The following is a 21,727-nucleotide window of genomic DNA, read 5'->3' as shown; positions in this document are numbered from 1 at the left end:
CATGGATCTCCTGCGATCGCTCCCTTTGGGGCTATACCTTGAACAACCGGTGACTTGGCTGCACCGCCTTGATCCGCGGGTTAAGTTGGCATGGTTGATGACGTTTCTGTTGGCACCTATTTTGGCGGATGTCAGTTGGCGGTTGGGGCTAGTGGCCAGTTTAATTCTCCTGACCCTCCTAGGGGGGATTCCCGCACGGGTGTGGCGGCGGCAACTGCTGTGGCTCCTCTTGGTGGGGAGTTTAATTCTAGTCATCACGGCTTTGATGCCCGATGGGATGGCGGTCACCTATCAACCCCGCCGCCCTTTGGAAGCCACCGCTCCGCCCACGAGTTACAGTTATATCCTGTGGCAGTTTCGTGCCCAAGTGGGTCAGTTTCCGATTCATCTGCAAGTCTCCCAGCGATCGCTGGATTTGGGGTTACGCCTGAGTACCCTCCTGTTTACGCTCCTTTACAGCACGCATCTGTTTTTGCTGACCACTGCCCCAGAAGAAGTCACCGCTGGCTTGGAAAATCTGATGCAGCCCCTGAAACGCTTTAAGCTGCCAGTGGCGGAAATTGCCCTGACCTTGACGCTGTCGCTGCGGTTTATTCCCTTGGTTTTAGAAGAGGTGCAAAACCTGAGCCGCTCAGTGCGGACGCGTGCCATCAATTGGCGACTGGTGGGCATTAAGGGCAGCATCAAGTTGTGGCTCACCTTAGCAGTACGGCTGTTGGACAATTTACTCCTGCGGGCAGAACAGGTGGCCTGTGCCATGCAGGTGCGGGGCTTTCAAGAACCGGGAACCTACGATAATCCCTGGCACCATCTGCGACTGCAGCGGCGAGATTGGTTGGCTCTGGGGGGCATGGGGTTATTTTGGTTGGTTCGTTTGGGTTGGTTGGGGGTGACACACCATTGATGTTCCCCTGTCAGCCGTGGCTATGGTGCTGTTTGCCGCTGCGGCGTCGCACGGGTCGCGCTATTTTTCAGCAATTGTTTTTGACTGAGCCGATTGCCGTTTTACTGGAAAGCCCAGCCCAAGCCCCGACTCCCCAAGCGCGCTATTCCATTTGTGCGGGTTCCCCCCGCGGCGATCGCCAGTGGCCACTCTCCTTGGGTCAAGTCCTGCCGACGCTACACAGCTTTCCCCAATGTGAAGCGGTTCCTGAAGCGGTGCGCCATCTGCCCTTTACTGGTGGCTGGTTGGGATGGCTGGGGTATGAGTTGGCGTGGGAAATTGAAGCCCTGCCGCCTCTGAAGCCTGATCCTCTCCCTTTTCCAGTGGCCTTTTGGTATGAACCCCAAGCCTTCGCGGTTTTAGATCATCAAGAAGATCTCCTCTATCTAGCAGCTTCCACCGAGGCAGAGTTAACCCTTCTCCAACAGAGCCTAGAGCAAACGTCCCCTGCCCTTCATCTGCCCCTACCCGATCGCCCCGGCAGCATTGAACTAGCCGCTGGCTGGCAACCCGATACCTACCAAGCAGCGGTGCGGCAGATTCTCCGCCATATTCGTGCCGGGGATATTTTTCAGGCCAATCTGTCGGCCCGCTTTTGCCATTACGGGCGCGTTGATCCTTGGCAACAATACCTGCGGCTGCAGCAGATTAACCCGTCTCCCTTTGCCAGTTTTTGGCAGACCCCTTGGGGCTACATTGTCAGTTGCTCACCGGAACGCTTGGTGCAAGTGCAGGGAGATAGGGTGCAAACCCGACCCATTGCTGGTACCCGTCCGCGCGGCCAAACCCCAGCGGGCGATCGCGCCTACGCCGAGGAACTCCTCAGCAATACCAAGGAACAGGCAGAACACATGATGCTCGTGGATTTAGAGCGCAATGACTTGGGGCGAGTGTGCCAGTGGGGCAGTGTGGTGGTGGATGAACTCCTAACGCTGGAGTACTACAGCCATGTGATTCACTTGGTGAGCAATGTTCGCGGCACGTTGCAGCCGGGGCTGTCTCCTGTGGATGTGATCCGTGCCCTCTTTCCCGGTGGCACGATTACCGGCTGTCCCAAGGTACGCTGCATGGCGATTTTGGCCGATTTGGAACCCTTTCCCCGCAATTTGTTCTACGGTTCCTGTGGCTACTGGGATCAGCGGGGGCATTTGGACTTGAATATCCTCATCCGTACTCTTTTGGTGGCGGGCGATCGCCAGACGACTTGGGGGCAAGTGGGCGCCGGTATTGTGGCCGACAGTGATCCAGAGCGGGAATGGCAAGAATCCCTGAGCAAAGCCCAAGCCCTACTCCTTGCCCTTGGGACACCTACGCCCATCAGCCCCCGTTCCTAGACTCCCTCCATCAGAGCGTGCCATTCAATTACCACAGCCGCAGGCACAGCAATCTCAATCCCCTGCTCCTCTAGGGGCGGACGCAGTACCAAGGGTTCACTCTGGGGCAAGCGCGGTACAAGGGGCAACAGGTCAAACTGTCCCACATTGGCAACGGAGTCTGCCTTGGGAAAGTCATCTACGGCTGTGAGGGTTTGACCGCTCGATGTGATCAGCACCAAGGGATCGAGATGGCGAAAGTGGTACTGCTCGGGAAACCCCACCAAGCGTAATTGCAACTGGTCACGACGGGAAAAGAGAATCACCTGCCACGTGAAGCCACGATTATCGCGCAACTGATGCCGCGACTGCACCACCACTTGATTGGGAGCCTCTTCAATGGTGCGAATCATGGCAGGGCTACTGGGGGACACCGCTAGCCACAGGAGAATGACGAGCAGGATCACAAGTAACCAACCCTGCCAACGTTTCATTGAAGTTCCTCCCTAGGGTGAGGTTTGGAGTGCCTGTTGAATTTGCGGAATCGTCACAGCGTACATGCCCCGCAGATCACCAACACGGAAGCCATAGGCGCGATCGCTGGGATATTTTTCTTGAATAAAGGCAGGCCGCCGATTTTTCGCCCCATGACAGGCAAGGCAACTGGCTTGGACATCAATGCGACGGAAGTAGTGCACCCCTTCAGCATCCGTTTGCCAAAAGGCTTGGAGTTGACGATTGTTATCAAAGCGATTGAGGGCTTGCACTTCCAGCGCTGTGCGCGGGGCATGGTTGGGGTTGCGGTACTTGAGGGCTACCTGACGCAGTTGCCAGCCATTGGCAGCAGCAATTTCCTTCGCTTTCTTGCCCACGGGGGCACAAACAGCCTTAAAGGTGTCAAGGGTGGGTTCGGTGGTACTGCCCTCTAGGGTAGAGGCAAGACCAATGCGCATTTGATCCAATTGTTCAATCGCAGTTACGGCTTTCCCCAGTTCATCGGGATTCACACTGGCCAAGGTGGCCGGGGAATTCTGGAGCCATAGGAACACCATCAACAGACCCATGAGAAAGATGCGCACCATAGAAATTGCTCCTTTATGAAATTTTGTCAATGTTTCTCTATCAAACTTTCATAGTTGGTTGCTGCTCTGGGAACACAGTGGGTTGAAGGGGACGCACAAGGGAGAGGCCAAAGAAGAGCCGCAGTCCCCACTGTTCAAACCAAGGAACACTTAGCCCCCATCGCATTTTCAGCAGGAAGTAGCGTTCAAAGGCGGCCTTGACCCAACTCACCCACAATCCTTGAATGGCGTAGGCCAAGCGGCGCTTCTGCCCGAGGGTCTCAGGAATCACAGGAGCGGCAATATAGGCAATACCCGTGTCGCCAAAGTCGGCAAAACAGAGGGCATCCAGTGTCGGCACCACAGGCTCAGCCGCTAATTCCCCAAGGGCAACGGCAATGTTGTGGCTCGCAGCCATCGCCATCTCTTCGGTCATTTGACCCGTCTTGGGCAAGCCCATAGACACAGGGGTGACTTCTATCGGCGGCAGGTGAACACTAATACCGACCCCATAGATTTCAGGATAGTCGGGGTGCTGAAGGGTGGGCAGCAGGGGCAAAAATCCCTTTTCATTGCCAAGACCCGAGGCACGCACAAAGGCTGGCCCGCGAAAAGGTGGCAAAATCATGCTGTAGCCAAAGGGGATTACCCGTCCATCCCGCAACAAAATCCGATGCGGCTCAATGGCCGTGATCTCGGCATTCGTGATGGTTTCAATGCCCCGCTGTGCAATCAGGTCTAGGGTGAGTTGATCACTGTTGGCCAAGCCACCAATCCCCAGATGGCCAATGTAGGGTTCAGGGGTAATGAATGTCATCTTGACGCGATCGCGCAACCGATGACGCCGCAGGGCATACTCCGCCAAAAACAGAAATTCATAGGCAGGCCCAAAGCAACTGGCTCCCGGCGCCGCACCCACAACTAAGTCCTTGGGGTCTTTGAGGAATGCTTGCCATCCTCGATGGGCGGCAACTGCGTGGGCGGGGGTACACACGGAATGACTGTGAACGCCAAGGCCGGGAATCAAATCGAGGGCGAGTTCTGCCCCTGTGGCAATCACTAAATAGTCGTAGTCAAGGGTTTGCTCAGGCAAATAGACTTTCTTAGCTTTAGGGTCAATCTGCTGAACTTTGCCTTGCACCCATTGCAACCCATGGCGACGGCTCACGATCCCTAGGGGCACTTGCAGGCGTTCGAGGGAATGGTGTCCGAGGGCAACTGCCACTAGTCCTGGAATAAATGTAAAGCGATCCACATCGGAGACCAACACCACTTGATGGCGATCGCCCAAACGATGCCGCAATTCGTAGGCTGTGGGCAATCCGCCAATGCCCGCCCCAAGGACAACCACCCGTGCCATGACCGTGTCCTCTGTAAGTTTATTTAATTAACTATATGGTAGTATAAGAAGATACAATTGGCTACAGCCGTCTGTGCTAGGGAGAACCCCAGCGTCGCGCTGTATTGATCCTGTGGCCTTGTCGCGGCAGCCGTTGGGACTATACTGGAAAGAACACGACCTGTTGGAAGCTCATCGGATGAATAGTTGCGTCCTCTTTGCAGAAGTGATTCAAGCGCCAGAACTGCGCTACACCCAAGAAAATCAGATGGCGGTGGCCACAATGGTGGTGCAGTTTGCTAGCCTGCGCAGTGAAGAGCCACCCATGAGTTTGCGAACAGTGGCGTGGGGCAATTTGGGGCAAAAAATGCAGGCAGAATGCAAAGTGGGCGATCGCCTGATCTTAGAAGGTCGGCTAAAAATGGACACCATTGACCGCCCCGAAGGTTTCAAAGAAAAACGCGCCGAGTTGGTGGTAAGCCGCTTCTACACCGTTGAGGGCAATATTGTGGATCATCCGGCACAGCCGGCAACCACCCCCATGGCCACACCCGCAGCCACTGCACCTGTCACACCGAAGGTGGCACCCCCACCCCCCGAACCCGAAGATATTAACCTAGATGAGGTACCCTTCTAGGGATTGACGCTGATTCGGCTAGCGTTTAGCACGAACACATCATCTCACCCACGTCAGTTTGGGATGAGGAGAACTAGAGAGCCATGGGAGGCTTCTTAGTCTGATGGGCAGAGGTCACAAATGAGATTCACGCAGCAATTCACAGGGCAAGAATTCCCTTCGCATCCCTTTCGTAGTCAGCCCAACTCAGACCCACCCCTAGCCTCTCTCTGGAGGGAAAGTTTTGGAGGCGTTGTCCTTTATCCAGGTTGCGATCGCCTCAAGGACTCCCTCAACATTGTGGCACACCTCTTCATCTCGAAACCGCAAGAATCGAACCCCTAAGGCTTCAAGCCTTTGCTGACGGTAGCGGTCTTGCTCTTGAGCTTCTTCGCTATCGTGGGATGAGCCATCAACTTCGATCGCTAGCTTCAGCTTTTTGCAGTAGAAGTCAACAACGTACTCATCGATAGGACGTTGGCGATCGAAATCATAGCCATTCATCTGCTTGCCCTTGAGATGCTGCCAGAGAATCACCTCCGATCGCGTCATTCTTTTTCGTATAGCTATTTCGAAAGGGAGTGAGATATTTTCAAGAGGGATAGGCTATACTCAAAGCGTCATGAATGTTACTCAAGAATATGAGCTATAGCTTGGACTGACGAGAGCGGGTTGTCTCCTACATCCAGCAAGGTGGCAAAATCAGTGAAGCAACTCAAATCTTTCAGGGCAGTCGCGCCACCATCCATCGCTGGCTGAAGCGAGAGGACTTAGCGCCCACGGTTGTCCCCCGTCGTCCTTGGAAACTGGATTGGGCGGCCTTAGCAGCGGATGTTGCTGCCCATCCCGATGACCGTTTAATCGACCGTGCCCAGCGATTTGGCGTCCAAGTTTCCACCATTAGTTATGCCCTCGCCCAGATGGGCATCACTCGAAAGAAAACAGATACGTTACCAAGAAAGGTGTGAGGCAGAGCGACAAGCGTATCAACAGCAGCTCGACACATGGGTAGAGAGCCATGGGGAGGAAACGGTGGTGTCTATCGATGAGAGGGGGTTTGACTCTCGAGTGGAGTGTGAGTATGGGTGGTCAGCGCGAGGCCAACGAATTGATGGAGAGCGAGTGGGAAGGCGTCAGAAAAGAGAGAGTTGAGTCGCAGGACGGTATAGATACTAGAAAGACTTCATCGCCCCAATGCTGTTTTCAGGATATTTGAATGCGTTAGGGTTTGTGAGCTGGCTGAGTCAATACTGTTTGCTAGCGTTAGAGAAACGTTCGTTGTTGATGATGGATAATGCACCGATTCATCCAAAAGGGGCGATTCAGGCAGTGGTGAAAGCGGCGGGTCACGAGGTGTTATTTTTACCGAAATACTCTCCTGATTTGAATGTGATTGAGCACAACTTTAGTGCGTTGAAGCGAGCGCGGATGTATGCAGGGTCAAACAGTTCGATTGATGAGGTGATTCGCAAGTATTGTGCTGGATGATGTCTCATTCTTGATTAGAATTGCTATAAACTGCAACAGCCAATCATCGGTACTGTGGTAGGCCGTTTCTAAATCTTCAAGGGCAAAGGGAACTTGTAGGGCAGCCATCGCATCCGCTGCGGCAGCACGGACATCCGTTTCGCTGTCATGGAGCAGGCGATCGCGCAACAGGTCATGGGCTTGATTGAGATTGACGTGCCCAAGGCTGGCAATTTGACTCACCGCAGTGTAGCGGACACGGGAATTTTCATCTTGGCTGAGGGGTTGAATGAGCCGAAAGGCATCGTTGGGGTCAAGGCTACGCAGTTGATTGATGCCCCGCAGGCGATCGCCCAGCAAGGCAAATTTAACCAGTTGACAAGGCCATGATTTTCCTGATAGTCTAAAAATCGCTCAAAAATTGGGACTGTAGTTCAATCGGTTAGAGCACCGCCCTGTCACGGCGGAAGTTGCGGGTTCGAGCCCCGTCAGTCCCGTTAGTTTTTAACCAGAAAGTTATCGTTGGGCTTGGCTACCATACATGGCCTGTAGAACCACGGCAGGGTTGACCAATTGCCCTCGGTGGCGGAGCGTCCAGTGAAGGTGAGGTCCGGTGGTGCGGCCTGTCATGCCCACTCGACCAATACGTGCCCCCGTGGGTACCCGCTGCCCCTCTAGGATGAAAATGCCACCGGCGCGATCGACCATGGCTCGTCCTTGGGGGGTCTGCTCAACCCGCCCCATCATGTGGCAGTAAACGTGTTCCCAAGCCCCCGATTGAATTCGTACCAGTGTGCCACAGGCGGTGTGATCGGAAACTTCAATCACCTGCCCCGCCCACCAATTACGGATATAGCTCCCTTGAGGAGCGGCAAAATCAAGGCCATTGTGAAATTCGGTCGTGGGTTCCCCCGTGGGCGATCGCCGGTAGCCAAAGGGAGAGGTATAGCCTTGGAAATTTTCCACAGGAAAGGAAGCATCGCTCCAGCGGAGTGTCCCTGCACCAGTATTTTGGGAGGGTTGACTGAGTTGGGGAATTGCAACCGTGCTACCCAAGGCGATCGCCAGTGCTACACTGATTCGCTGCCAATGCATATCAAACTCCTCACATCTTTTTTGGCCTACGGCCTTAGACCGTTATTGATGCACACCGTTCCCCATTGTAGGGACGTAGGATATTTTCAGGTGATGGGAAAATCAAAATGGCTACTCACAAACCCCAGCAACCGGCTGAAGTGACTCAATCAACCCTGCGCGATCGCCTGCGAGCCGAGGCAGCCGCTCCCTATCGGGGACTACGGCGCGTTTTCTATGCCGTTTTTGCCGCTTCCGGACTCATGGGTGCCTTTATCCTTGGCCTCAAGGGATTGGCGGGCACTGCTGGTAACGATTTGGTGTGGAATCTGGCATTACAAATCGGAGTGGTTGCCCTGATGGTTGCTCTCTGGCGCTGGGATCGCGGCTAAACTGCTTGAGCGAGCAAAAAGCGATCGTGGCCACTGAGATCCCGAAGAATTTCCACTCGTTCATAGGCTTGGCTGGCCATTGCTAGCGCTGCCACAGCTTCCCCTTGGGTTGCCATCAATTCGATAAAGAGCCAGCCTTGGGGCTGAAGATACTCTGGTGCCGTCTCAACAATCTGACGAATCGCCTGCAAGCCATCCGCACCACCATCGAGAGCAATAGGGGGTTCATGGCAGCGCACCTCAGGTTGGAGAGTGGCCACTAGGCGGGTGGGAATATAGGGAGGATTACTGACAATGCCCTGCACCTGCCCTTGCAGATGGGTAAGGGGGGCAAACCAACTGCCAACATAGCAACGCACGCGATCGCCCAAAGCGTACTTTTGAATATTGACTTGCGCGACCTCTAGGGCCTCAGGGCTACAATCTACGGCATGCACCAGCGCCGCCGCAAATAACCGCGCCAAGCCAATAGCGATCGCCCCACTCCCCGTACCCAAATCCAGCCAATGCCCCTGTTGTTGCCAAGGGGGTACCGTTACTGCCACCACTTCTAGGAGTTCCTCTGTTTCTGGCCGAGGAATCAACACACTGGGGGTGACAACTAATTCCAGATCGTGCCAGTGAACCGTACCAATGAGATATTGCAGGGGAACCCGCTCCTGCCAGCGGCGTTGCCAACGCTCTTGGAGTTCTGCAAGGGGCAGTTTTAGAGGAATCTCGGGCGGAAAGCGGCGCAGGGTGATGTCAAGGGGACTCAACTGTGTGAAGGCACTGAGAAATTGTTTTAACTCCCGTAGGCCACTCTCGCGCTCAGGGGCTGGAATGATCGCCTGTGCCCAGTGCCACCATGCTTGGAGTGCCTCGCTACTCACGAATATATCTTGACCCTTGTTTTCTGAGGATACTCGTATCAAAATAGCCCTAGAATTTCTAACTGTGCCTTATCCACTGTGGCAGATTTTCAGGAACAGCTTCAACGTCTGCAAGAGCAACTGCAACGGGCGCAGGCGCGAGCAAATGAACTGCCGTCACTGGTTCCTGAACCGCCCCCACCGCCTGTAGATCCCGAAGCCCCGGAATGGGCGGACGAACGAGCCCGGATTGAAGCCCGCGTGCGCAGTGAAACCTCTGTTGCCGAACTTCAGGCACAACTGATTGAAGCCCTCTTGGACAATGAACGGCTACGGCGTGCCCTAGAGGAGGAACGGCAAAATCATGCCCGTACCCGTGAGGGACTCATTACCGCCTTGGGGGATGCTTTGGATACCCTCAAACAGCGGCGGCGATCGCCGAACCCCCCTAGGGACTAGGCCACAGTGCTACACTTAAACCCACCAGCACCAGACTGCCCCCCGTCATCACTGCCGTTGTCGGCACCTCACCAAAGAGCAGCAGGGCAAAGAGACTCGCAGCAATCGGTTCTGCCAACACCAGAAGAGTTACCCATGTAGGGGAAAGCCAACGCACCCCCCAATTGAGACTGGTGTGCCCCACCAACTGGGGGATCAAAGCCAGCAGGAGAATCGCACCATAGAGCTTCAGCGGCCAACCTCCGTAAGTCAGACCCAGCAGTGGCGGCAGGGGCAAGAGAACCAAGGCAGCAGTGGCATAGGCCACAAGGGCGTAGTGGTGAATCGCCAGACCCGCCTTTTGAGCCGCTTGACCACAGATAAAGTAGGCACTGACCGCCCACGCCGCCGCGATCGCCAGCGCATTTCCGAGTAGGGGGTTCCTTGCCACAGCACTCGTCGGTTCTGCCGTCCCAATTAGGGCGCTGCCGCCAAGGGCGATCGCCATGCCCACCCAAGCACGGGGTTGAAGGGTTTGTCGCTGCCAAAGGTACCCGACGAGCGCCGACCAGATGGGCGTTGTGGTCACCAATGTGGTTGAGGCTGCCACCGAGGTGTAGTGCAGTGAGGTGAACCAGAGGCTAAAGTGCGCCGCAAGGGCAACCCCAGCCGCCAGTGCCCAACGCAGATTTTGGCGAGTCAGGTCTAGCCACGGCCACGTGTAAAGTTGCGGGGTCAAAAAGAGAGCAGCCAAACTGAGGCGACCACTGGCCAAGAAAATGCTCAACCCCACGGTCATGCCTAGGGAATCGGTGGCTAAATCAGCAACACCCCAGCGCACCAGCACAGCAGCTGTAGAAACCGCCAACACGCCCACGCCGAGGACAAGGGCAATTTGCCAATAGGGCGGTCTATTTACCGACATCGGGAATGACGACGGGAGCCTCACCATCTAAACCAAAGGCTGTATGCACCGCCCGCAGCGCCCGCACCCCCTCCGATTCTGCCACCACACAACTCACGCGAATTTCCGAGGTAGCAATCATTTGAATGTTGATGTTTTCACGGGCGAGGGCCGCAAACATTTGGGCAGCAATCCCCGGACGGTGGATCATCCCCACACCAACAATGCTCACTTTGGCGATCGCCGTATCTATGAGGATGTCGCCGTAGCCCAATTGGCTCTGAACCCCCTTGAGTAGTTCCGTGGCTCGCTCGGCATCGGCAGAGGCCACCGTAAAGGCAATATCGCGGGTCATCACACCCCCCAAGGAACGCGATCGCTGGGATTGGATAATCATATCCACGCTAATGGCGGCATCCGCAAGGGTCTGGAAAATTGCCGCCGCCATACCGGGGCGATCGGGCACATCGCGAATCGCAATCCGCGCCTGCTTGGGATCAAGGGCAACGCCCCGCACCGCTGGGGCATCGGGGGTTTCTTGGGGGACAGTGGTGGCGGCTTCCACATCAAAGGTTTGGGAGAGAACAGCGATCGCTCGACCTGCATCCGCTGCGGCCACTGTACAACTGACATTCACTTCAGAGGTGGAAATCATTTGTAGGTTAATGCCCGCTGCCGCCAAGGCCGAAAACATCTGAGCGGCCACCCCCGGTCGGCCAATCATCCCGGCACCGGTGATACTCACCTTGGCAATGTCGGCATCCACGAGCACATCCGTCTCTTCAACCCGTGGATTCAAGCGGGGATAAAAGGCCACAGCAACAGCCTCGGCTTGTTTAAGAACGCGCTTTTGCACGGTGAAGGCAATGTCGTTCGTCTGACCTTCGTGAATGGATTGGATAATTAAATCCACATCAAGATTTTGCCGTGCCAGTTCGCCAAAAAGCTGTGCCGCAACGCCGGGGCGATCGGCCACCCGCAGTAGTGCCACCTTCGCCTGATCCGTATCCAGCGCCACCCCATCCACAGGTTTGCCCAGTTCAAGATTTTCCACGGGACGCGGCGGCCGCGATGGTGCAATGACACGGGTACCGGGATCATCCGTCCAACTGGAGCGCACCACCAAATCCACGCCATAGTTGCGGGCAATCTCCACGGCGCGGGGGTGCAAGACCTTTGCCCCTAGGCTCGCCAACTCCAGCATTTCATCGCAGGTAATCTCACTCATGAGTTGGGCATTGGGCACCAGTCGCGGATCCGTGGTCAAAATGCCGGGGACATCGGTGTAAATTTCGCAGCAATCCGCCCGCAGCGCCGCCGCCAAGGCCACAGCCGAGGTATCCGAGCCACCCCGCCCAAGGGTGGTGACTTCAAAATCCGCAGCAGCAGTAATCCCCTGAAAGCCGGCCACAACCACCACTTGTCCTTCTTTGAGGTGCCGTTCGAGGCGCTGGGTCTCAATGTGGAGAATGCGGGCACGGGTGTGGGCCGGTTCGGTGACAATGCCCACTTGGGCACCGGTGAGGGAGATGGCGGGTTCCCCCAAGGCATGGAGCGCCATCGTCAACAGGGCGATCGAGACCTGCTCCCCCGTGGAAAGCAGCATATCCATTTCCCGCTGACTGGGGCGATCGCTAATGGCATAGGCCAGTTGCACCAAGCTATCCGTGGTTTTGCCCATGGCCGAGACCACCACCACTACCTGATGTCCCGCTGCCACAGTTGCCTTGACTCTGCGGGCTACCGCTTGAATGCGCTCGACACTACCGACGGACGTGCCGCCATACTTTTGTACAATCAGTCCCATGGGCGTTCTAAAGAGAATGCTGTCCTATTTTATATTTAGGGCGGTGATTCTTGGCTGTGGCTGATCCAGGGCGCTAGGGAACTAAAAAATCGCTGTTAAACTGGAAATTAGAACTGAATTTCGGAAACGGGTGCCGATGAAATACGCTCAACGCCTTTCCCAACGGCTGAGTCAACTGGCTTTGGTCGTGGGTCTCTCGTTAGCTCCCACTCACATTGGTTTAGCGCAATCGAGCAATAACAACACCGTTTCCTACAGTCAATTCCTCAATGCCCTCAAGGCGGGTGAAGTCAGCTCCGTCGAACTCTATCAGGAACAGGGGCTAGCCAAGTTTCGCCGTAAAGATCAACCCGAACAATCTCCCCCCCAAGAGGTACGGCTCTTTGATCGCAATCCTGAACTTGTAGAACTGCTGCGCCAAGTGAGTACCCGCTATAACACGACGGTGCGGGTGGTGCCCTCTAGCAGTGATGGGGCAGTGGTTGGCGTCATTTCTAACTTGATGCTGGGCTTCTTTCTGCTGATTTTATTCCTGATGATTTTGCGGCGGGCGAGTAATGCCCCCGGCGGCCCTGGGCAGATTCTCAACTTTGGTAAATCCCGCGCCCGCTTTCAAATGGAGGCACAAACGGGGGTGACCTTTGGCGATGTGGCTGGGATTGAAGAGGCCAAAGAAGAGCTGCAGGAAGTTGTGACCTTTCTCAAGAATTCAGAGAAATTTACCTCCATTGGTGCCCGTATTCCCAAGGGGGTGCTGCTAGTTGGGCCACCAGGAACCGGAAAAACGCTCCTTGCCAAGGCGATCGCCGGTGAAGCTGGGGTTCCCTTCTTTTCCATTTCTGGTTCTGAATTTGTGGAAATGTTTGTGGGCGTCGGTGCCTCCCGTGTGCGGGATCTCTTCAGAAAGGCCAAAGAAAACGCCCCTTGTCTGGTGTTTATTGATGAAATTGATGCCGTCGGTCGCCAACGGGGTGCCGGCATTGGCGGTGGCAATGATGAGCGCGAGCAAACCCTCAATCAACTCCTGACGGAAATGGATGGCTTTGAGGGGAATACGGGCATTATTGTGATTGCGGCAACGAACCGCCCCGATGTTTTGGATGCTGCCCTCCTGCGTCCGGGTCGCTTTGACCGCCAAATTACCGTTGATTTGCCCAGCTACAAGGGACGCCTGCAAATTCTCCAAGTCCATGCGCGGCACAAGAAAATTGCTCCCGAGGTGTCCCTAGAGGCGATCGCCCGCCGTACCCCCGGCTTTTCGGGTGCCGAACTGGCCAACCTCCTCAATGAAGCCGCAATTCTTACTGCTCGGCGTCGCAAACCGGCCATTACCAATGCCGAAATTGACGATGCCATTGATCGCGTGACGATTGGCATGACGCTCACTCCCCTCCTCGACAGCAAGAAAAAGTGGCTGATTGCCTACCACGAAGTGGGTCATGCTCTACTGATGACGCTCTTGAAACATGCGGATCCCCTCAATAAAGTGACCATTATTCCCCGGTCGGGGGGCGTTGGCGGCTTTGCCCAGCAGATCTTTGATGAAGAGCGGGTGGATAGTGGCCTCTATACCCGCGCATGGCTCCTCGACGAGATCACCATTCTATTGGGGGGGCGCGCTGCCGAAGTGGAAATCTTTGGCGATGCTGAAGTCACCGTGGGTGCCAGTAGCGACTTGCGAGCAGTGGCCAATCTGGCGCGGGAAATGGTGACCCGTTACGGCATGTCGGATTTGGGACACTTAGCCCTTGAAACGCCGGGCAACGAGGTCTTTCTGGGTCGAGATCTCATGCCGCGCGCTGAATATTCTGAAGCTGTGGCCGTGCAAATTGACCACCAAGTGCGCGAGATTGTTATGCACTGCTACGAGATTGCCCGCAAACTGATCCGCGAGCATCGGGTGGCCATTGATAAGCTGGTGGAGCTGCTCCTTGAGAAAGAAACCATTGACGGTGATGAGTTCCGTGCCTTGGTGCGCCAATATACTACCCTACCTGTCAAAGAACCCACTTGGAAGGTGACAGCGACACCAGTATCCTTTCGTCAGGGTGCCCAGCCGTCCTAGGCAAGGAGGCAACGGTGAGCCACGAGCGGCAGGCAGTCCGCCACCTGTTAGTCCTCGAAGACAGTGAGGGGCGGCGACCTATTTTGCTAGAGGCAGCCACTTATTCCATCGGTCGCGATCCAACGAATTCAATTGTCCTGCACTCCAAGATGGTGTCACGGCAGCACGCTATTCTCCTACGGGTGACCAGTCCTGAAACCAATAGCCATCTTTTTCGCCTCATTGATGGTGATTTGCAGGGCAAGCGCAGTACGAATGGCACTCTGGTCAATGGCCAGCGGATTGTTGCCCATGATTTGCGTGGCGGTGACATGATTGTGTTTGGCGGCGATGTGCGTGCCCGCTACTTGACCTTGACGAACATGACGGATACGGAGTTTCAGGATTTTTGCCGCAGTACCGATGTCTTAGGATTTCTCTCCAAAAGCACCAATCCCTTTGCAACACTTGTCCCCCTCAGTGAAGGTAATATCGAGAATTTTAGTGAAGCGGCCTTAGTGCGCTTGGCCTCCTATCCGGAGCTGACGCCCAACCCAATTTTGGAAGTGGATTTAGAGGGGAGGGTGACGTATCTCAATCCAGCGGCAGTGATACAGTTTCGAGATCTACAGCAACAGAAGTTGACTCATCCTCTATTGCTGGGATTGCCGGAACTCGCACGCTACATGAAGCAAACCCAAGAAAAAGTGCATGTGCGGGAGGTGGAGTACCAAGGGCGCATCTACGAGCAATCCATTCACTACATCTATGAAAGTGAGCTGATCCGCAGCTATGTCATGGATGTCACCGATCGCAAGCGAGCCGAGGAACAACTGCGCAACCAAGCCCGCCGTGAGGCCATCATTAACCGCATCATTCAAGCCATGCGTACCACTATGGTGGCAGCGGAAGTTCTGCAAATTACCGCTGATTTACTCCTAGAAGCCTTGGGATCGACCCTCTGCCTGATTACGCAAACCCATGCGCCCAATAGCCCTACCTATGCCAGCCGTCCTCAATTTGTCAGCTTACCCAACCACTTGATTGCTCTCAACCAGCAGGCGATCGCCCTCTTTGAACCCGCCCTCAGCAAGGGTGAACAGGTGGTCTTGGCGGCGAGTTGTACGGATTTGCCGCAGCCGCTGCAAACAGATCTCAGAACCTTCAACGTCAACGCTTTGGTAATTACTCCCTTGGTTTACCTCGGCCAACTTCTCGGCCAAATTACGCTCCTCGATTGGGAGTGGGAACCCAGTGAGGCAACGTCCGTTTTGGCAAGCGATCGCCAGCTTTGGCAACAAACCCTGCCCAAGTCTTGGACACCAGAAGATTTAAGCCTCGTCAAAACCATTGCCGATCAGTGTGCCCTCGCCATTCACCAAGCGCAGCTTTACCAACAGGTACAAGAACTCAATGCGGATTTGGAGCGCCAAGTGCGCGCCCGTACTGCCGAACTGGAACAGAAAATGCAGGAGCTAGAGCGGCTCAATGCCATTAAGGATGATTTCTTGAGTACCGTTTCCCACGAGTTGCGTACCCCCATGGCCAATATGAAAATGGCCATCTATATGCTGAAGCAATTTGCCATCGACGATCGCCAGAAACGCTACCTCGACATTCTCGCCAATGAGTGCAACCGCGAAACGGAATTGATCAATGATTTGCTGGATCTGCAACGCCTAGAGGCAGGGCGCAGCCAGATTCAACAGGAGGTGATTGATCTCGACAGTTGGCTGCCCTCGGTGCTCGAACCCTTCCGCAACCGCATGCAACAGCGGCAGCAATCCCTTGAGATTTTGCGCCCCGCCACGTTGCCGCCCCTCCTCTCCAACCGCCATGCCTTAGCCCGCATCTTGGCAGAGTTACTCAACAATGCCTGTAAGTACAGCCCTGCTGGCGCACAGATTGTTGTCCGTTTTGATCCAATCGGGGGCGATCGCCTGCAAATTCAAGTGAGTAATCCCTCAGAGATTCCTAGTGAGGAGCTACCGCGCATCTTTGAAAAGTTTTATCGCATTCCCAATGCCGATCCGTGGCAACAGGGGGGAACGGGTTTAGGCCTTGCCCTCACCCAAAAACTCGTGGAGCAATTGCAGGGTGAAATTAGCGCCGACAGTGAAGCGGGCATTACCACCTTTACCCTCAGCCTACCCACTGCATCAGGTGATCCCGCTGCCTGATAAAATAGGGTGCTAACGTTCTTAGGGTGCCATGACCCTTTCGCGAGTCGCTTTAAGTAGCCTACAGCAAGACCTTGAACAGTTAATTCGTCGCTTGGATAGGGTGCCCCACGGCGACGTGATTTACCAAGCCCTGCAACTTTTTCTGGATATTGCCAATGAGGAACTGGAACGACTAGATTGGAAGATTCTGCGTTCCTGCCTGCGGGATATGCACCAAGCCCTGCGGGTCTTTGCCCCCTATCGCCATACCCGCAAAATTTCGATCTTTGGATCGGCACGCACTCCCTCCACGGCGCCAGTCTATGAAATGGCGGTGGCCTTTGCCCAAGCGGCGAGTGCCACGGGGTTTATGATTATCACCGGTGCCGGGGGTGGCATCATGGAGGCTGGCAACAAAGGGGCAGGCTCCAATAAGTCCTTTGGCCTGAACATTGAACTCCCCTTTGAGCAGGGGGCTAACCCCTATATTGAAGGGGATCCGCGTCTGATTCACTTCAAGTACTTCTTTACGCGCAAGCTCTTTTTGCTCAAGGAAACCGATGCCATTGCTGTATTTCCCGGTGGCTTTGGCACCCAAGATGAAGCCTTTGAATGCTTGACTCTCTGTCAAACGGGCAAAGCCCCCCCTAAACCCTTGGTCTTGATGGACATTCCCGGCGGCACCTACTGGCAGCATTGGGATCGATTTATTCGTGAAGAACTGGCAGCCAAGGGACTAATTAACCGTGAAGATCAGGAACTCTACCGCATTTGCACCAGTGTTGAGGAGGGGTTGGCTTACCTCAGTGGCTTTTACCGGGTTTATCACTCCAGCCGCTACGTGGGCGATCGCCTCGTGCTGCGGTTGAACCAAGACATTAGTGATGCCGCCCTTGCAGAACTCAATCGCGATTTTCAGGACATTCTTGTGGCGGGTCAGATTGAACGCACTGAACCGCTGCCACGGGAAGTGGAAGACGAGCAACCCATCAACCGCCCCGCCTTGACCCACACCCTCCACCTGCCGCGCTTGATCTTGCACTTTAACCAGCGGGACTACGGCCGTCTGTACCAACTGATTTACCGCCTCAATAGCTTTGCCACGGCGGCAACCACCTGCCATCCCGAACGCAAATAGGCGATCGCCCCCAGATGACCGTTTTTGATCACCCTTAGAGATACATACGCCCATGATCGAACGCTATACCCTTGCCCCAATGGGGAATCTCTGGACGGATGCCTACAAATTAAAAACATGGCTCGATGTTGAGATTGCGGTCTGCGAAGCCCAAGCCGAACTGGGACATATTCCTGCTGACGCCGTCGCTGAAATCAAAGCCAAGGCCAAGTTTGACCCCCAACGGGTGCTGGAAATTGAGGCAGAGGTAAAGCACGATGTCATTGCCTTCCTCACCAATGTCAACGAACATGTTGGCGATGCCGGCCGCTATATTCACCTTGGCTTGACCAGTTCCGATGTCCTCGACACCGGTTTAGCCCTGCAATTGGTGGCCAGTCTGACGCTGATTCAAGAGCAGTTGGAGCAGCTCATTCAGGCAGTACGCCACCGTGCCCAAGAACATCGCTATACGGTGATGGTGGGACGCAGTCATGGGATTCATGCCGAACCCATTACCTTTGGGTTCAAACTCGCGGGTTGGCTGGCGGAATTGCTGCGCCATCGCGATCGCCTGTGCCAATTGCAGCGCACCGTGGCCGTAGGCAAAATTTCGGGGGCAGTGGGCACCTATGCCAATGTGGATCCGCGGGTGGAGGCGATCGCCTGCCAAAAACTCGGTCTCCAACCCGATACCGCTTCAACACAGGTGATTTCCCGCGATCGCCATGCCGACTATGCCCAAACCCTTGCCCTCTTGGGAGCCAGCCTCGAGCGCTTTGCTGTTGAGATTCGCAATCTTCAGCGCACCGATGTCCTTGAAGTCGAGGAATTCTTCTCGAAGGGACAAAAAGGCTCCTCTGCGATGCCCCACAAACGCAATCCCATTCGTTCCGAACGACTGACCGGTCTAGCGCGGGTGCTGCGGGGGAATGCTTTGGCTGCCCTTGAAAATGTTGCCCTCTGGCATGAGCGGGATATTTCCCACAGTGCGGTGGAACGGGTGATTTTGCCCGATAGCTCGATTCTCAGCCACTTTATGCTGGTGGAAATGACTGACTTGGTGCAGACGCTGCAGGTCTATCCCGAAAATATGCGCCGCAATATGAACTGCTACGGCGGTGTCATCTTTAGTCAGCGGGTGCTCTTGGCGCTGGTGGAGAAGGGGCTGAGTCGCGAAGCTGCCTATGCCTTGGTGCAAAAACATGCCCATGCCGCGTGGAATCAACCCAACGGTGACTTTGCTGCCAACCTCAAAGGGGATCCAGAGATTCAGCGCTACCTGACACCAGAGGAACTCGAGGCCTGCTTTAACCCTGAACATCACCTCAAGTACCTCGAGGAAATTTACCAGCGGTTGGGAATTTAGACCGCATTGAGGTAGGCTTCGAGGTCGCTAATCCGAAAGAGCGATCGCAGGGGTATTCCTTGAGCGGCAAAGGCAGCTTCCCCGCCCGCTTGGCGATCGACAATGGCCAGAACCTCATTGACCACATAGCCTGCCTCTTGGAGCCGCAGCACCGCCTTGAGGGCAGACCCCCCCGTCGTGATCACATCCTCAAGCACCGTGACCACCGCCCCTTGGGGCAAGGGGGGACCTTCAATAAAGCTCATCGTGCCGTGGCCTTTGGCTTCCTTGCGCACAATCAGCGCTGCCCGATCCTGCCCGTGCACATTGGAGAGCACGCTCACTGCCACCACCAAGGGATCCGCCCCAAGGGTGAGACCCGCCACCGCCACCGCTTCAGGGGCTAACTGCGCCAAGAAGAGCCGCCCCACAAGGTAAGCGCCCCGCGCTGATAGGGTCACAGGTTTGCAGTTGATGTAGTAGTGGCTTTTTTGGCCAGAGGAAAGGATAAACTCGCCGGCACGGTAGGCATCGCGGCACAGAAGCGCCAAGAGTTCCTGACGCAGGTCAGCAAGGGAATCGTGCATAGTGTTCTCCACAGTTAGGGGGTTGAGCCAGCGGGCACGCGAAACCAATGGGTGGTGCCGTCCTTTTGATCCACGAGTTTGACCCCTTGAGCCAAAAGGAGATCCCGCAGGCGATCGCTCTCCGCATAGTTCTTGGCTTGGCGGGCAGCGGTGCGAGCAGCAATTAACTCTCGAATCTCCTCATCGGTTAGGCCAACCGTTGACGCAGCTTGTGCCTCTGCTTTTGCCTCTAGACCCAAAACCTGAGCAAGAGTGACTAGGGTGTGCCAGTCGCGGCTGATTTCAGCGGGCGATCGCCCCCAGTCTCCCCCGTGGAGATAGCGATGCTGCTCACGATTCAGGACTTTGGCCAGTTCAAAGATGACCGCTAGAGCTGCTGCGGTGTTCAAGTCCTCATCCATAGCTTGACAAAAGGCTTGGGTACTGGGGTGAGCTTTGACCCCCTCTGGATCAATGACGGGCAGGGAGAGCTGCCGATTGAGCTGTAGCGCCTCCTTCAGGGTTTGCCAGCCCTTGGCAGCGGCGGTCAGTGCCTCTGGCGTAAAGTCCAAGGGTTTGCGGTACTGAGCCTGCAAAACCAACAGGCGCAAGGCCATGGCATCCACCCCCTGAGCCAGCAGATCACGAATGGTTGTGAAATTCCCCAAGGACTTGGACATTTTCTCTGTGTTGACGGTAACAAAGCCGTTGTGGAGCCAAAATCGGGCTAGGGGCTGTTGCGTCACCGCCTCCGATTGGGCAATTTCATTCTCGTGGTGGGGGAAAATTAAATCCATGCCACCGCAATGAATATCCACCGTTGCCCCAAAGGCCTGTCGCACCATTGCCGAGCATTCAATGTGCCAGCCGGGGCGCCCTTTACCCCAAGGGGCTTCCCACGGGTCATAAACAGCCATTTCCTCCGGCTTTGCGGCTTTCCAGAGGGCAAAATCAAGGGGATGGCGTTTGCGCTGCTCCTCCTCTTCCTCAATGCGGCCACTGGCACCGGCCATGAGTTGCTCAAGCTGGCGCCCGGAAAGCTTGCCATAGCTGGGAAATTGTGCCACGGCATAGTAAACATCCCCGCCGGCCACATAGGCATAGCCGCGATCCAGTAGCCCTTGAATGAGGTGAATAATTTCTGGAATCACCTCTGTCGCGCGGGGATAAGCAGTGGCAGGTAGGATATTCAAGGCCGCCATGTCCTCGTGGTAGGCGGCAATGTAGCGATCGCTCACTGTGGCCATCGTCTCGCCGTTTTCATGGGCGCGGCGCAAAATCTTGTCATCAATATCGGTAAAATTTTGCACATAGTGCACCACGTAGCCCAAGAACGTGAGATAGCGGCGCAGCACATCCCAAGCCACATAGGAACGGGCGTGCCCCAAGTGGCAGTAGTCATACACCGTGACACCACAGGCATAGATCGTCACCCGCTCTGGGTGCAGGGGCGAGAAGGGTTCAAGGCGGCGAGACAGTGTGTTGTACAGATGTAAGGGCACAGAAACACCCCGCAAGGATCAACAGTTGCAGCAGCAAATCGCTCTTTGATAGGATATAGGATACCAAATTCATCATTATCGAGGACAAACACACCCCCATGGCCAAAAAAAGCATGATCGAACGGGAAAAAAAGCGGCAACGGCTTGTTGCTAAATACGCCAGCAAACGCCAAGAACTCAAGGCTCAACTGGCCAGCGCCGAAACCCAAGAAGAGATCATGAGCATCCATCGTCAACTGCAACGGTTGCCCCGCAATAGTGCCCCTTCGCGGCTACGGAATCGCTGCTGGTTGACAGGTCGTCCTCGTGGTTATTATCGTGATTTTGGCCTCTGCCGCAATGCCCTGCGGGAAATGGCTCACCAAGGGTTGCTGCCGGGAGTGGTCAAGTCCAGTTGGTAAATTGCCTCTGCTACCCTAGAGCTAATAGGGTTGAGGCACAACCATGGCAGAGCGACTCTCTCCAGCCGATATTGAGGCACAACTAGCAAACCTAGCGGGCTGGAAATTGGCGGGCGATCGCCTTGAGCAAACATTTGTTTTCAAGGATTTTCTTGGCTCCATTGCCTTTGTCAATCGTCTGGTGGATCCCGCTGAGCAAGCTGGACATCACCCTGATTTATCCATTTCTTGGAATCGGGTGACGGTCTGCCTTACGACGCATGATGCCGGCGGCATTACCCAAAAGGACATTGATCTGGCCAAGGTGATCTCCGATCTGGCCGCGGCATAACTTTCGTCAGCATTTGCCAATATTTAAGGATTGGGCGAAAAAGACAGAACT

The 21,727-nt window shown here is 55.3% G+C and carries 22 protein-coding genes, 1 tRNA gene and 1 pseudogene; 13 read left to right on the top strand and 11 right to left on the bottom strand.

From position 1 onward, the window contains the following. The first annotated feature begins 1 nt into the window (after position 1). Both RHH53_RS12450 and RHH53_RS12445 read left to right on the top strand, forming a co-directional pair. The gene (locus RHH53_RS12450) at positions 2 to 904 is read left to right on the top strand and encodes an energy-coupling factor transporter transmembrane protein EcfT (protein ID WP_302677378.1); all 903 of its coding nucleotides are present in this window, start codon (positions 2 to 4) and stop codon (positions 902 to 904) included. After that, positions 802 to 2,277: an anthranilate synthase component I gene (locus RHH53_RS12445; protein ID WP_399385554.1), complete on the top strand. Its 1,476-nt coding sequence runs from the start codon at positions 802 to 804 to the stop codon at positions 2,275 to 2,277. Before RHH53_RS12450 ends, RHH53_RS12445 begins: the two co-directional genes overlap by 103 nt. On the opposite strand, the gene RHH53_RS12440 is transcribed toward RHH53_RS12445, so the two are convergent. From RHH53_RS12440 to RHH53_RS12430, 3 genes are read right to left on the bottom strand one after another with little or no spacing between them, the layout of a single operon-like run. Further along, a complete protein-coding gene (locus tag RHH53_RS12440) occupies positions 2,274 to 2,750 on the bottom strand; it encodes a DUF3122 domain-containing protein (RefSeq protein ID WP_310438617.1) in 477 nt (158 codons plus the stop codon). The genes RHH53_RS12445 and RHH53_RS12440 overlap by 4 nt on opposite strands. Before the next feature lie 12 nt (positions 2,751 to 2,762). Continuing rightward, positions 2,763 to 3,338: a DUF3365 domain-containing protein gene (locus tag RHH53_RS12435; protein WP_206200413.1), complete on the bottom strand. Its 576-nt coding sequence runs from the start codon at positions 3,336 to 3,338 to the stop codon at positions 2,763 to 2,765. A gap of 40 nt (positions 3,339 to 3,378) precedes the next feature. Then, positions 3,379 to 4,677, bottom strand: a complete 1,299-nt coding sequence (locus RHH53_RS12430; RefSeq protein ID WP_310743865.1) for an FAD-dependent oxidoreductase — start codon at positions 4,675 to 4,677, stop codon at positions 3,379 to 3,381. 178 nt (positions 4,678 to 4,855) lie between these two features. Here RHH53_RS12430 and RHH53_RS12425 point away from each other — a divergent pair, with 178 nt between their 5' ends. Then, complete coding sequence (locus tag RHH53_RS12425) at positions 4,856 to 5,293, top strand: single-stranded DNA-binding protein (RefSeq protein ID WP_206200411.1); 438 nt, start codon at positions 4,856 to 4,858, stop codon at positions 5,291 to 5,293. A 198-nt stretch (positions 5,294 to 5,491) separates the two neighbouring features. Here the strand turns inward: RHH53_RS12425 and RHH53_RS12420 are convergent, their stop codons facing one another. After that, entirely contained in the window at positions 5,492 to 5,824 is a 333-nt protein-coding gene (locus RHH53_RS12420; RefSeq protein WP_206200410.1) for an endonuclease domain-containing protein, read from the bottom strand. A gap of 131 nt (positions 5,825 to 5,955) precedes the next feature. On the opposite strand from RHH53_RS12420, the pseudogene RHH53_RS12415 reads away from it, so the two are divergent. Beyond that, a pseudogene (locus tag RHH53_RS12415) lies at positions 5,956 to 6,760 on the top strand (IS630 family transposase). On the opposite strand, the gene RHH53_RS12410 reads toward RHH53_RS12415, so the two are convergent. Further along, positions 6,713 to 7,099, bottom strand: a complete 387-nt coding sequence (locus tag RHH53_RS12410) for a HEAT repeat domain-containing protein (protein ID WP_302678443.1) — start codon at positions 7,097 to 7,099, stop codon at positions 6,713 to 6,715. The pseudogene RHH53_RS12415 and the gene RHH53_RS12410 overlap by 48 nt on opposite strands. A 63-nt stretch (positions 7,100 to 7,162) precedes the next feature. Between RHH53_RS12410 and RHH53_RS12405 the strand changes: the two genes are divergently transcribed. Continuing rightward, positions 7,163 to 7,236, top strand: a tRNA-Asp gene (locus tag RHH53_RS12405). A 19-nt stretch (positions 7,237 to 7,255) separates the two neighbouring features. On the opposite strand, the gene RHH53_RS12400 is transcribed toward RHH53_RS12405, so the two are convergent. Next, complete coding sequence (locus RHH53_RS12400) at positions 7,256 to 7,834, bottom strand: M23 family metallopeptidase (protein WP_302678442.1); 579 nt, start codon at positions 7,832 to 7,834, stop codon at positions 7,256 to 7,258. Between the two features lie 107 nt (positions 7,835 to 7,941). Here RHH53_RS12400 and RHH53_RS12395 point away from each other — a divergent pair, with 107 nt between their 5' ends. Beyond that, complete coding sequence (locus RHH53_RS12395; RefSeq protein ID WP_149819902.1) at positions 7,942 to 8,205, top strand: DUF3493 domain-containing protein; 264 nt, start codon at positions 7,942 to 7,944, stop codon at positions 8,203 to 8,205. On the opposite strand, the gene prmC is transcribed toward RHH53_RS12395, so the two are convergent. Further along, a complete protein-coding gene (gene prmC, locus RHH53_RS12390) occupies positions 8,202 to 9,077 on the bottom strand; it encodes a peptide chain release factor N(5)-glutamine methyltransferase (protein WP_310743864.1) in 876 nt (291 codons plus the stop codon). The genes RHH53_RS12395 and prmC overlap by 4 nt on opposite strands. A 78-nt stretch (positions 9,078 to 9,155) precedes the next feature. Between prmC and RHH53_RS12385 the strand changes: the two genes are divergently transcribed. After that, positions 9,156 to 9,515 carry a hypothetical protein gene (locus RHH53_RS12385; protein ID WP_206200407.1) on the top strand — a complete coding sequence of 120 codons (360 nt, stop codon included), beginning with the start codon at positions 9,156 to 9,158 and terminating at the stop codon, positions 9,513 to 9,515. Here RHH53_RS12385 and RHH53_RS12380 read toward each other — a convergent pair. Continuing rightward, a complete protein-coding gene (locus RHH53_RS12380) occupies positions 9,505 to 10,419 on the bottom strand; it encodes a DMT family transporter (protein ID WP_310743863.1) in 915 nt (304 codons plus the stop codon). The genes RHH53_RS12385 and RHH53_RS12380 overlap by 11 nt on opposite strands. Continuing rightward, on the bottom strand, positions 10,406 to 12,205 hold the full coding sequence (locus RHH53_RS12375) for an aspartate kinase (protein ID WP_206200405.1): 1,800 nt from the start codon (positions 12,203 to 12,205) through the stop codon (positions 10,406 to 10,408). Before RHH53_RS12375 ends, RHH53_RS12380 begins: the two co-directional genes overlap by 14 nt. A gap of 136 nt (positions 12,206 to 12,341) precedes the next feature. Between RHH53_RS12375 and ftsH the strand changes: the two genes are divergently transcribed. The 4 genes from ftsH to purB are packed head-to-tail and all read left to right on the top strand — an operon-like array spanning position 12,342 to position 18,897. Next, a complete protein-coding gene (gene ftsH / locus RHH53_RS12370; RefSeq protein WP_302678437.1) occupies positions 12,342 to 14,270 on the top strand; it encodes an ATP-dependent zinc metalloprotease FtsH in 1,929 nt (642 codons plus the stop codon). Positions 14,271 to 14,284: 14 nt separating this feature from the next. After that, complete coding sequence (locus RHH53_RS12365) at positions 14,285 to 16,429, top strand: ATP-binding protein (protein ID WP_310743862.1); 2,145 nt, start codon at positions 14,285 to 14,287, stop codon at positions 16,427 to 16,429. Between the two features lie 31 nt (positions 16,430 to 16,460). Next, positions 16,461 to 17,549 (top strand): LOG family protein, encoded by a 1,089-nt coding sequence (locus RHH53_RS12360; protein WP_310743861.1) that lies wholly within the window; start codon positions 16,461 to 16,463, stop codon positions 17,547 to 17,549. 52 nt (positions 17,550 to 17,601) lie between these two features. Continuing rightward, positions 17,602 to 18,897 carry an adenylosuccinate lyase gene (gene purB, locus RHH53_RS12355; RefSeq protein WP_206200401.1) on the top strand — a complete coding sequence of 432 codons (1,296 nt, stop codon included), beginning with the start codon at positions 17,602 to 17,604 and terminating at the stop codon, positions 18,895 to 18,897. Here purB and pyrE read toward each other — a convergent pair. Together pyrE and cysS are read right to left on the bottom strand one after the other, a co-directional pair. Continuing rightward, on the bottom strand, positions 18,894 to 19,463 hold the full coding sequence (gene pyrE / locus RHH53_RS12350; RefSeq protein ID WP_302677386.1) for an orotate phosphoribosyltransferase: 570 nt from the start codon (positions 19,461 to 19,463) through the stop codon (positions 18,894 to 18,896). The genes purB and pyrE overlap by 4 nt on opposite strands. A 14-nt stretch (positions 19,464 to 19,477) precedes the next feature. Continuing rightward, complete coding sequence (cysS, locus tag RHH53_RS12345; protein ID WP_302678434.1) at positions 19,478 to 20,944, bottom strand: cysteine--tRNA ligase; 1,467 nt, start codon at positions 20,942 to 20,944, stop codon at positions 19,478 to 19,480. 98 nt (positions 20,945 to 21,042) lie between these two features. On the opposite strand from cysS, the gene rpsN reads away from it, so the two are divergent. Both rpsN and RHH53_RS12335 read left to right on the top strand, forming a co-directional pair. After that, positions 21,043 to 21,345: a 30S ribosomal protein S14 gene (gene rpsN, locus RHH53_RS12340; protein WP_011057663.1), complete on the top strand. Its 303-nt coding sequence runs from the start codon at positions 21,043 to 21,045 to the stop codon at positions 21,343 to 21,345. A gap of 43 nt (positions 21,346 to 21,388) precedes the next feature. Then, the gene (locus tag RHH53_RS12335; protein ID WP_206200398.1) at positions 21,389 to 21,676 is read left to right on the top strand and encodes a 4a-hydroxytetrahydrobiopterin dehydratase; all 288 of its coding nucleotides are present in this window, start codon (positions 21,389 to 21,391) and stop codon (positions 21,674 to 21,676) included. Positions 21,677 to 21,727 lie beyond the last annotated feature (51 nt).

This window comes from Thermosynechococcus sp. PKX82 (genome assembly GCF_031583255.1).
Classification (GTDB): domain Bacteria; phylum Cyanobacteriota; class Cyanobacteriia; order Thermosynechococcales; family Thermosynechococcaceae; genus Thermosynechococcus.
The sequence above is the reverse complement of the archived record's forward strand: the minus strand, read 5'-3'. Positions and strand labels throughout refer to the sequence as shown.

What these genes read in the sequence shown, in the direction of transcription:
- RHH53_RS12435 (WP_206200413.1), bottom strand. Translation starts at nt 3,338, where the DNA reads ATGGTGCGCATCTTTCTCATGGGTCTGTTGATGGTGTTCCTATGGCTC.
- RHH53_RS12420 (WP_206200410.1), bottom strand. Translation starts at nt 5,824, where the DNA reads ATGACGCGATCGGAGGTGATTCTCTGGCAGCATCTCAAGGGCAAGCAG.
- RHH53_RS12395 (WP_149819902.1), top strand. Translation starts at nt 7,942, where the DNA reads ATGGCTACTCACAAACCCCAGCAACCGGCTGAAGTGACTCAATCAACC.
- RHH53_RS12335 (WP_206200398.1), top strand. Translation starts at nt 21,389, where the DNA reads ATGGCAGAGCGACTCTCTCCAGCCGATATTGAGGCACAACTAGCAAAC.
- RHH53_RS12450 (WP_302677378.1), top strand. Translation starts at nt 2, where the DNA reads ATGGATCTCCTGCGATCGCTCCCTTTGGGGCTATACCTTGAACAACCG.
- ftsH (WP_302678437.1), top strand. Translation starts at nt 12,342, where the DNA reads ATGAAATACGCTCAACGCCTTTCCCAACGGCTGAGTCAACTGGCTTTG.
- pyrE (WP_302677386.1), bottom strand. Translation starts at nt 19,463, where the DNA reads ATGCACGATTCCCTTGCTGACCTGCGTCAGGAACTCTTGGCGCTTCTG.
- RHH53_RS12440 (WP_310438617.1), bottom strand. Translation starts at nt 2,750, where the DNA reads ATGAAACGTTGGCAGGGTTGGTTACTTGTGATCCTGCTCGTCATTCTC.
- RHH53_RS12430 (WP_310743865.1), bottom strand. Translation starts at nt 4,677, where the DNA reads ATGGCACGGGTGGTTGTCCTTGGGGCGGGCATTGGCGGATTGCCCACA.
- purB (WP_206200401.1), top strand. Translation starts at nt 17,602, where the DNA reads ATGATCGAACGCTATACCCTTGCCCCAATGGGGAATCTCTGGACGGAT.
- RHH53_RS12400 (WP_302678442.1), bottom strand. Translation starts at nt 7,834, where the DNA reads ATGCATTGGCAGCGAATCAGTGTAGCACTGGCGATCGCCTTGGGTAGC.
- RHH53_RS12380 (WP_310743863.1), bottom strand. Translation starts at nt 10,419, where the DNA reads ATGTCGGTAAATAGACCGCCCTATTGGCAAATTGCCCTTGTCCTCGGC.
- RHH53_RS12360 (WP_310743861.1), top strand. Translation starts at nt 16,461, where the DNA reads ATGACCCTTTCGCGAGTCGCTTTAAGTAGCCTACAGCAAGACCTTGAA.
- rpsN (WP_011057663.1), top strand. Translation starts at nt 21,043, where the DNA reads ATGGCCAAAAAAAGCATGATCGAACGGGAAAAAAAGCGGCAACGGCTT.
- RHH53_RS12375 (WP_206200405.1), bottom strand. Translation starts at nt 12,205, where the DNA reads ATGGGACTGATTGTACAAAAGTATGGCGGCACGTCCGTCGGTAGTGTC.
- RHH53_RS12425 (WP_206200411.1), top strand. Translation starts at nt 4,856, where the DNA reads ATGAATAGTTGCGTCCTCTTTGCAGAAGTGATTCAAGCGCCAGAACTG.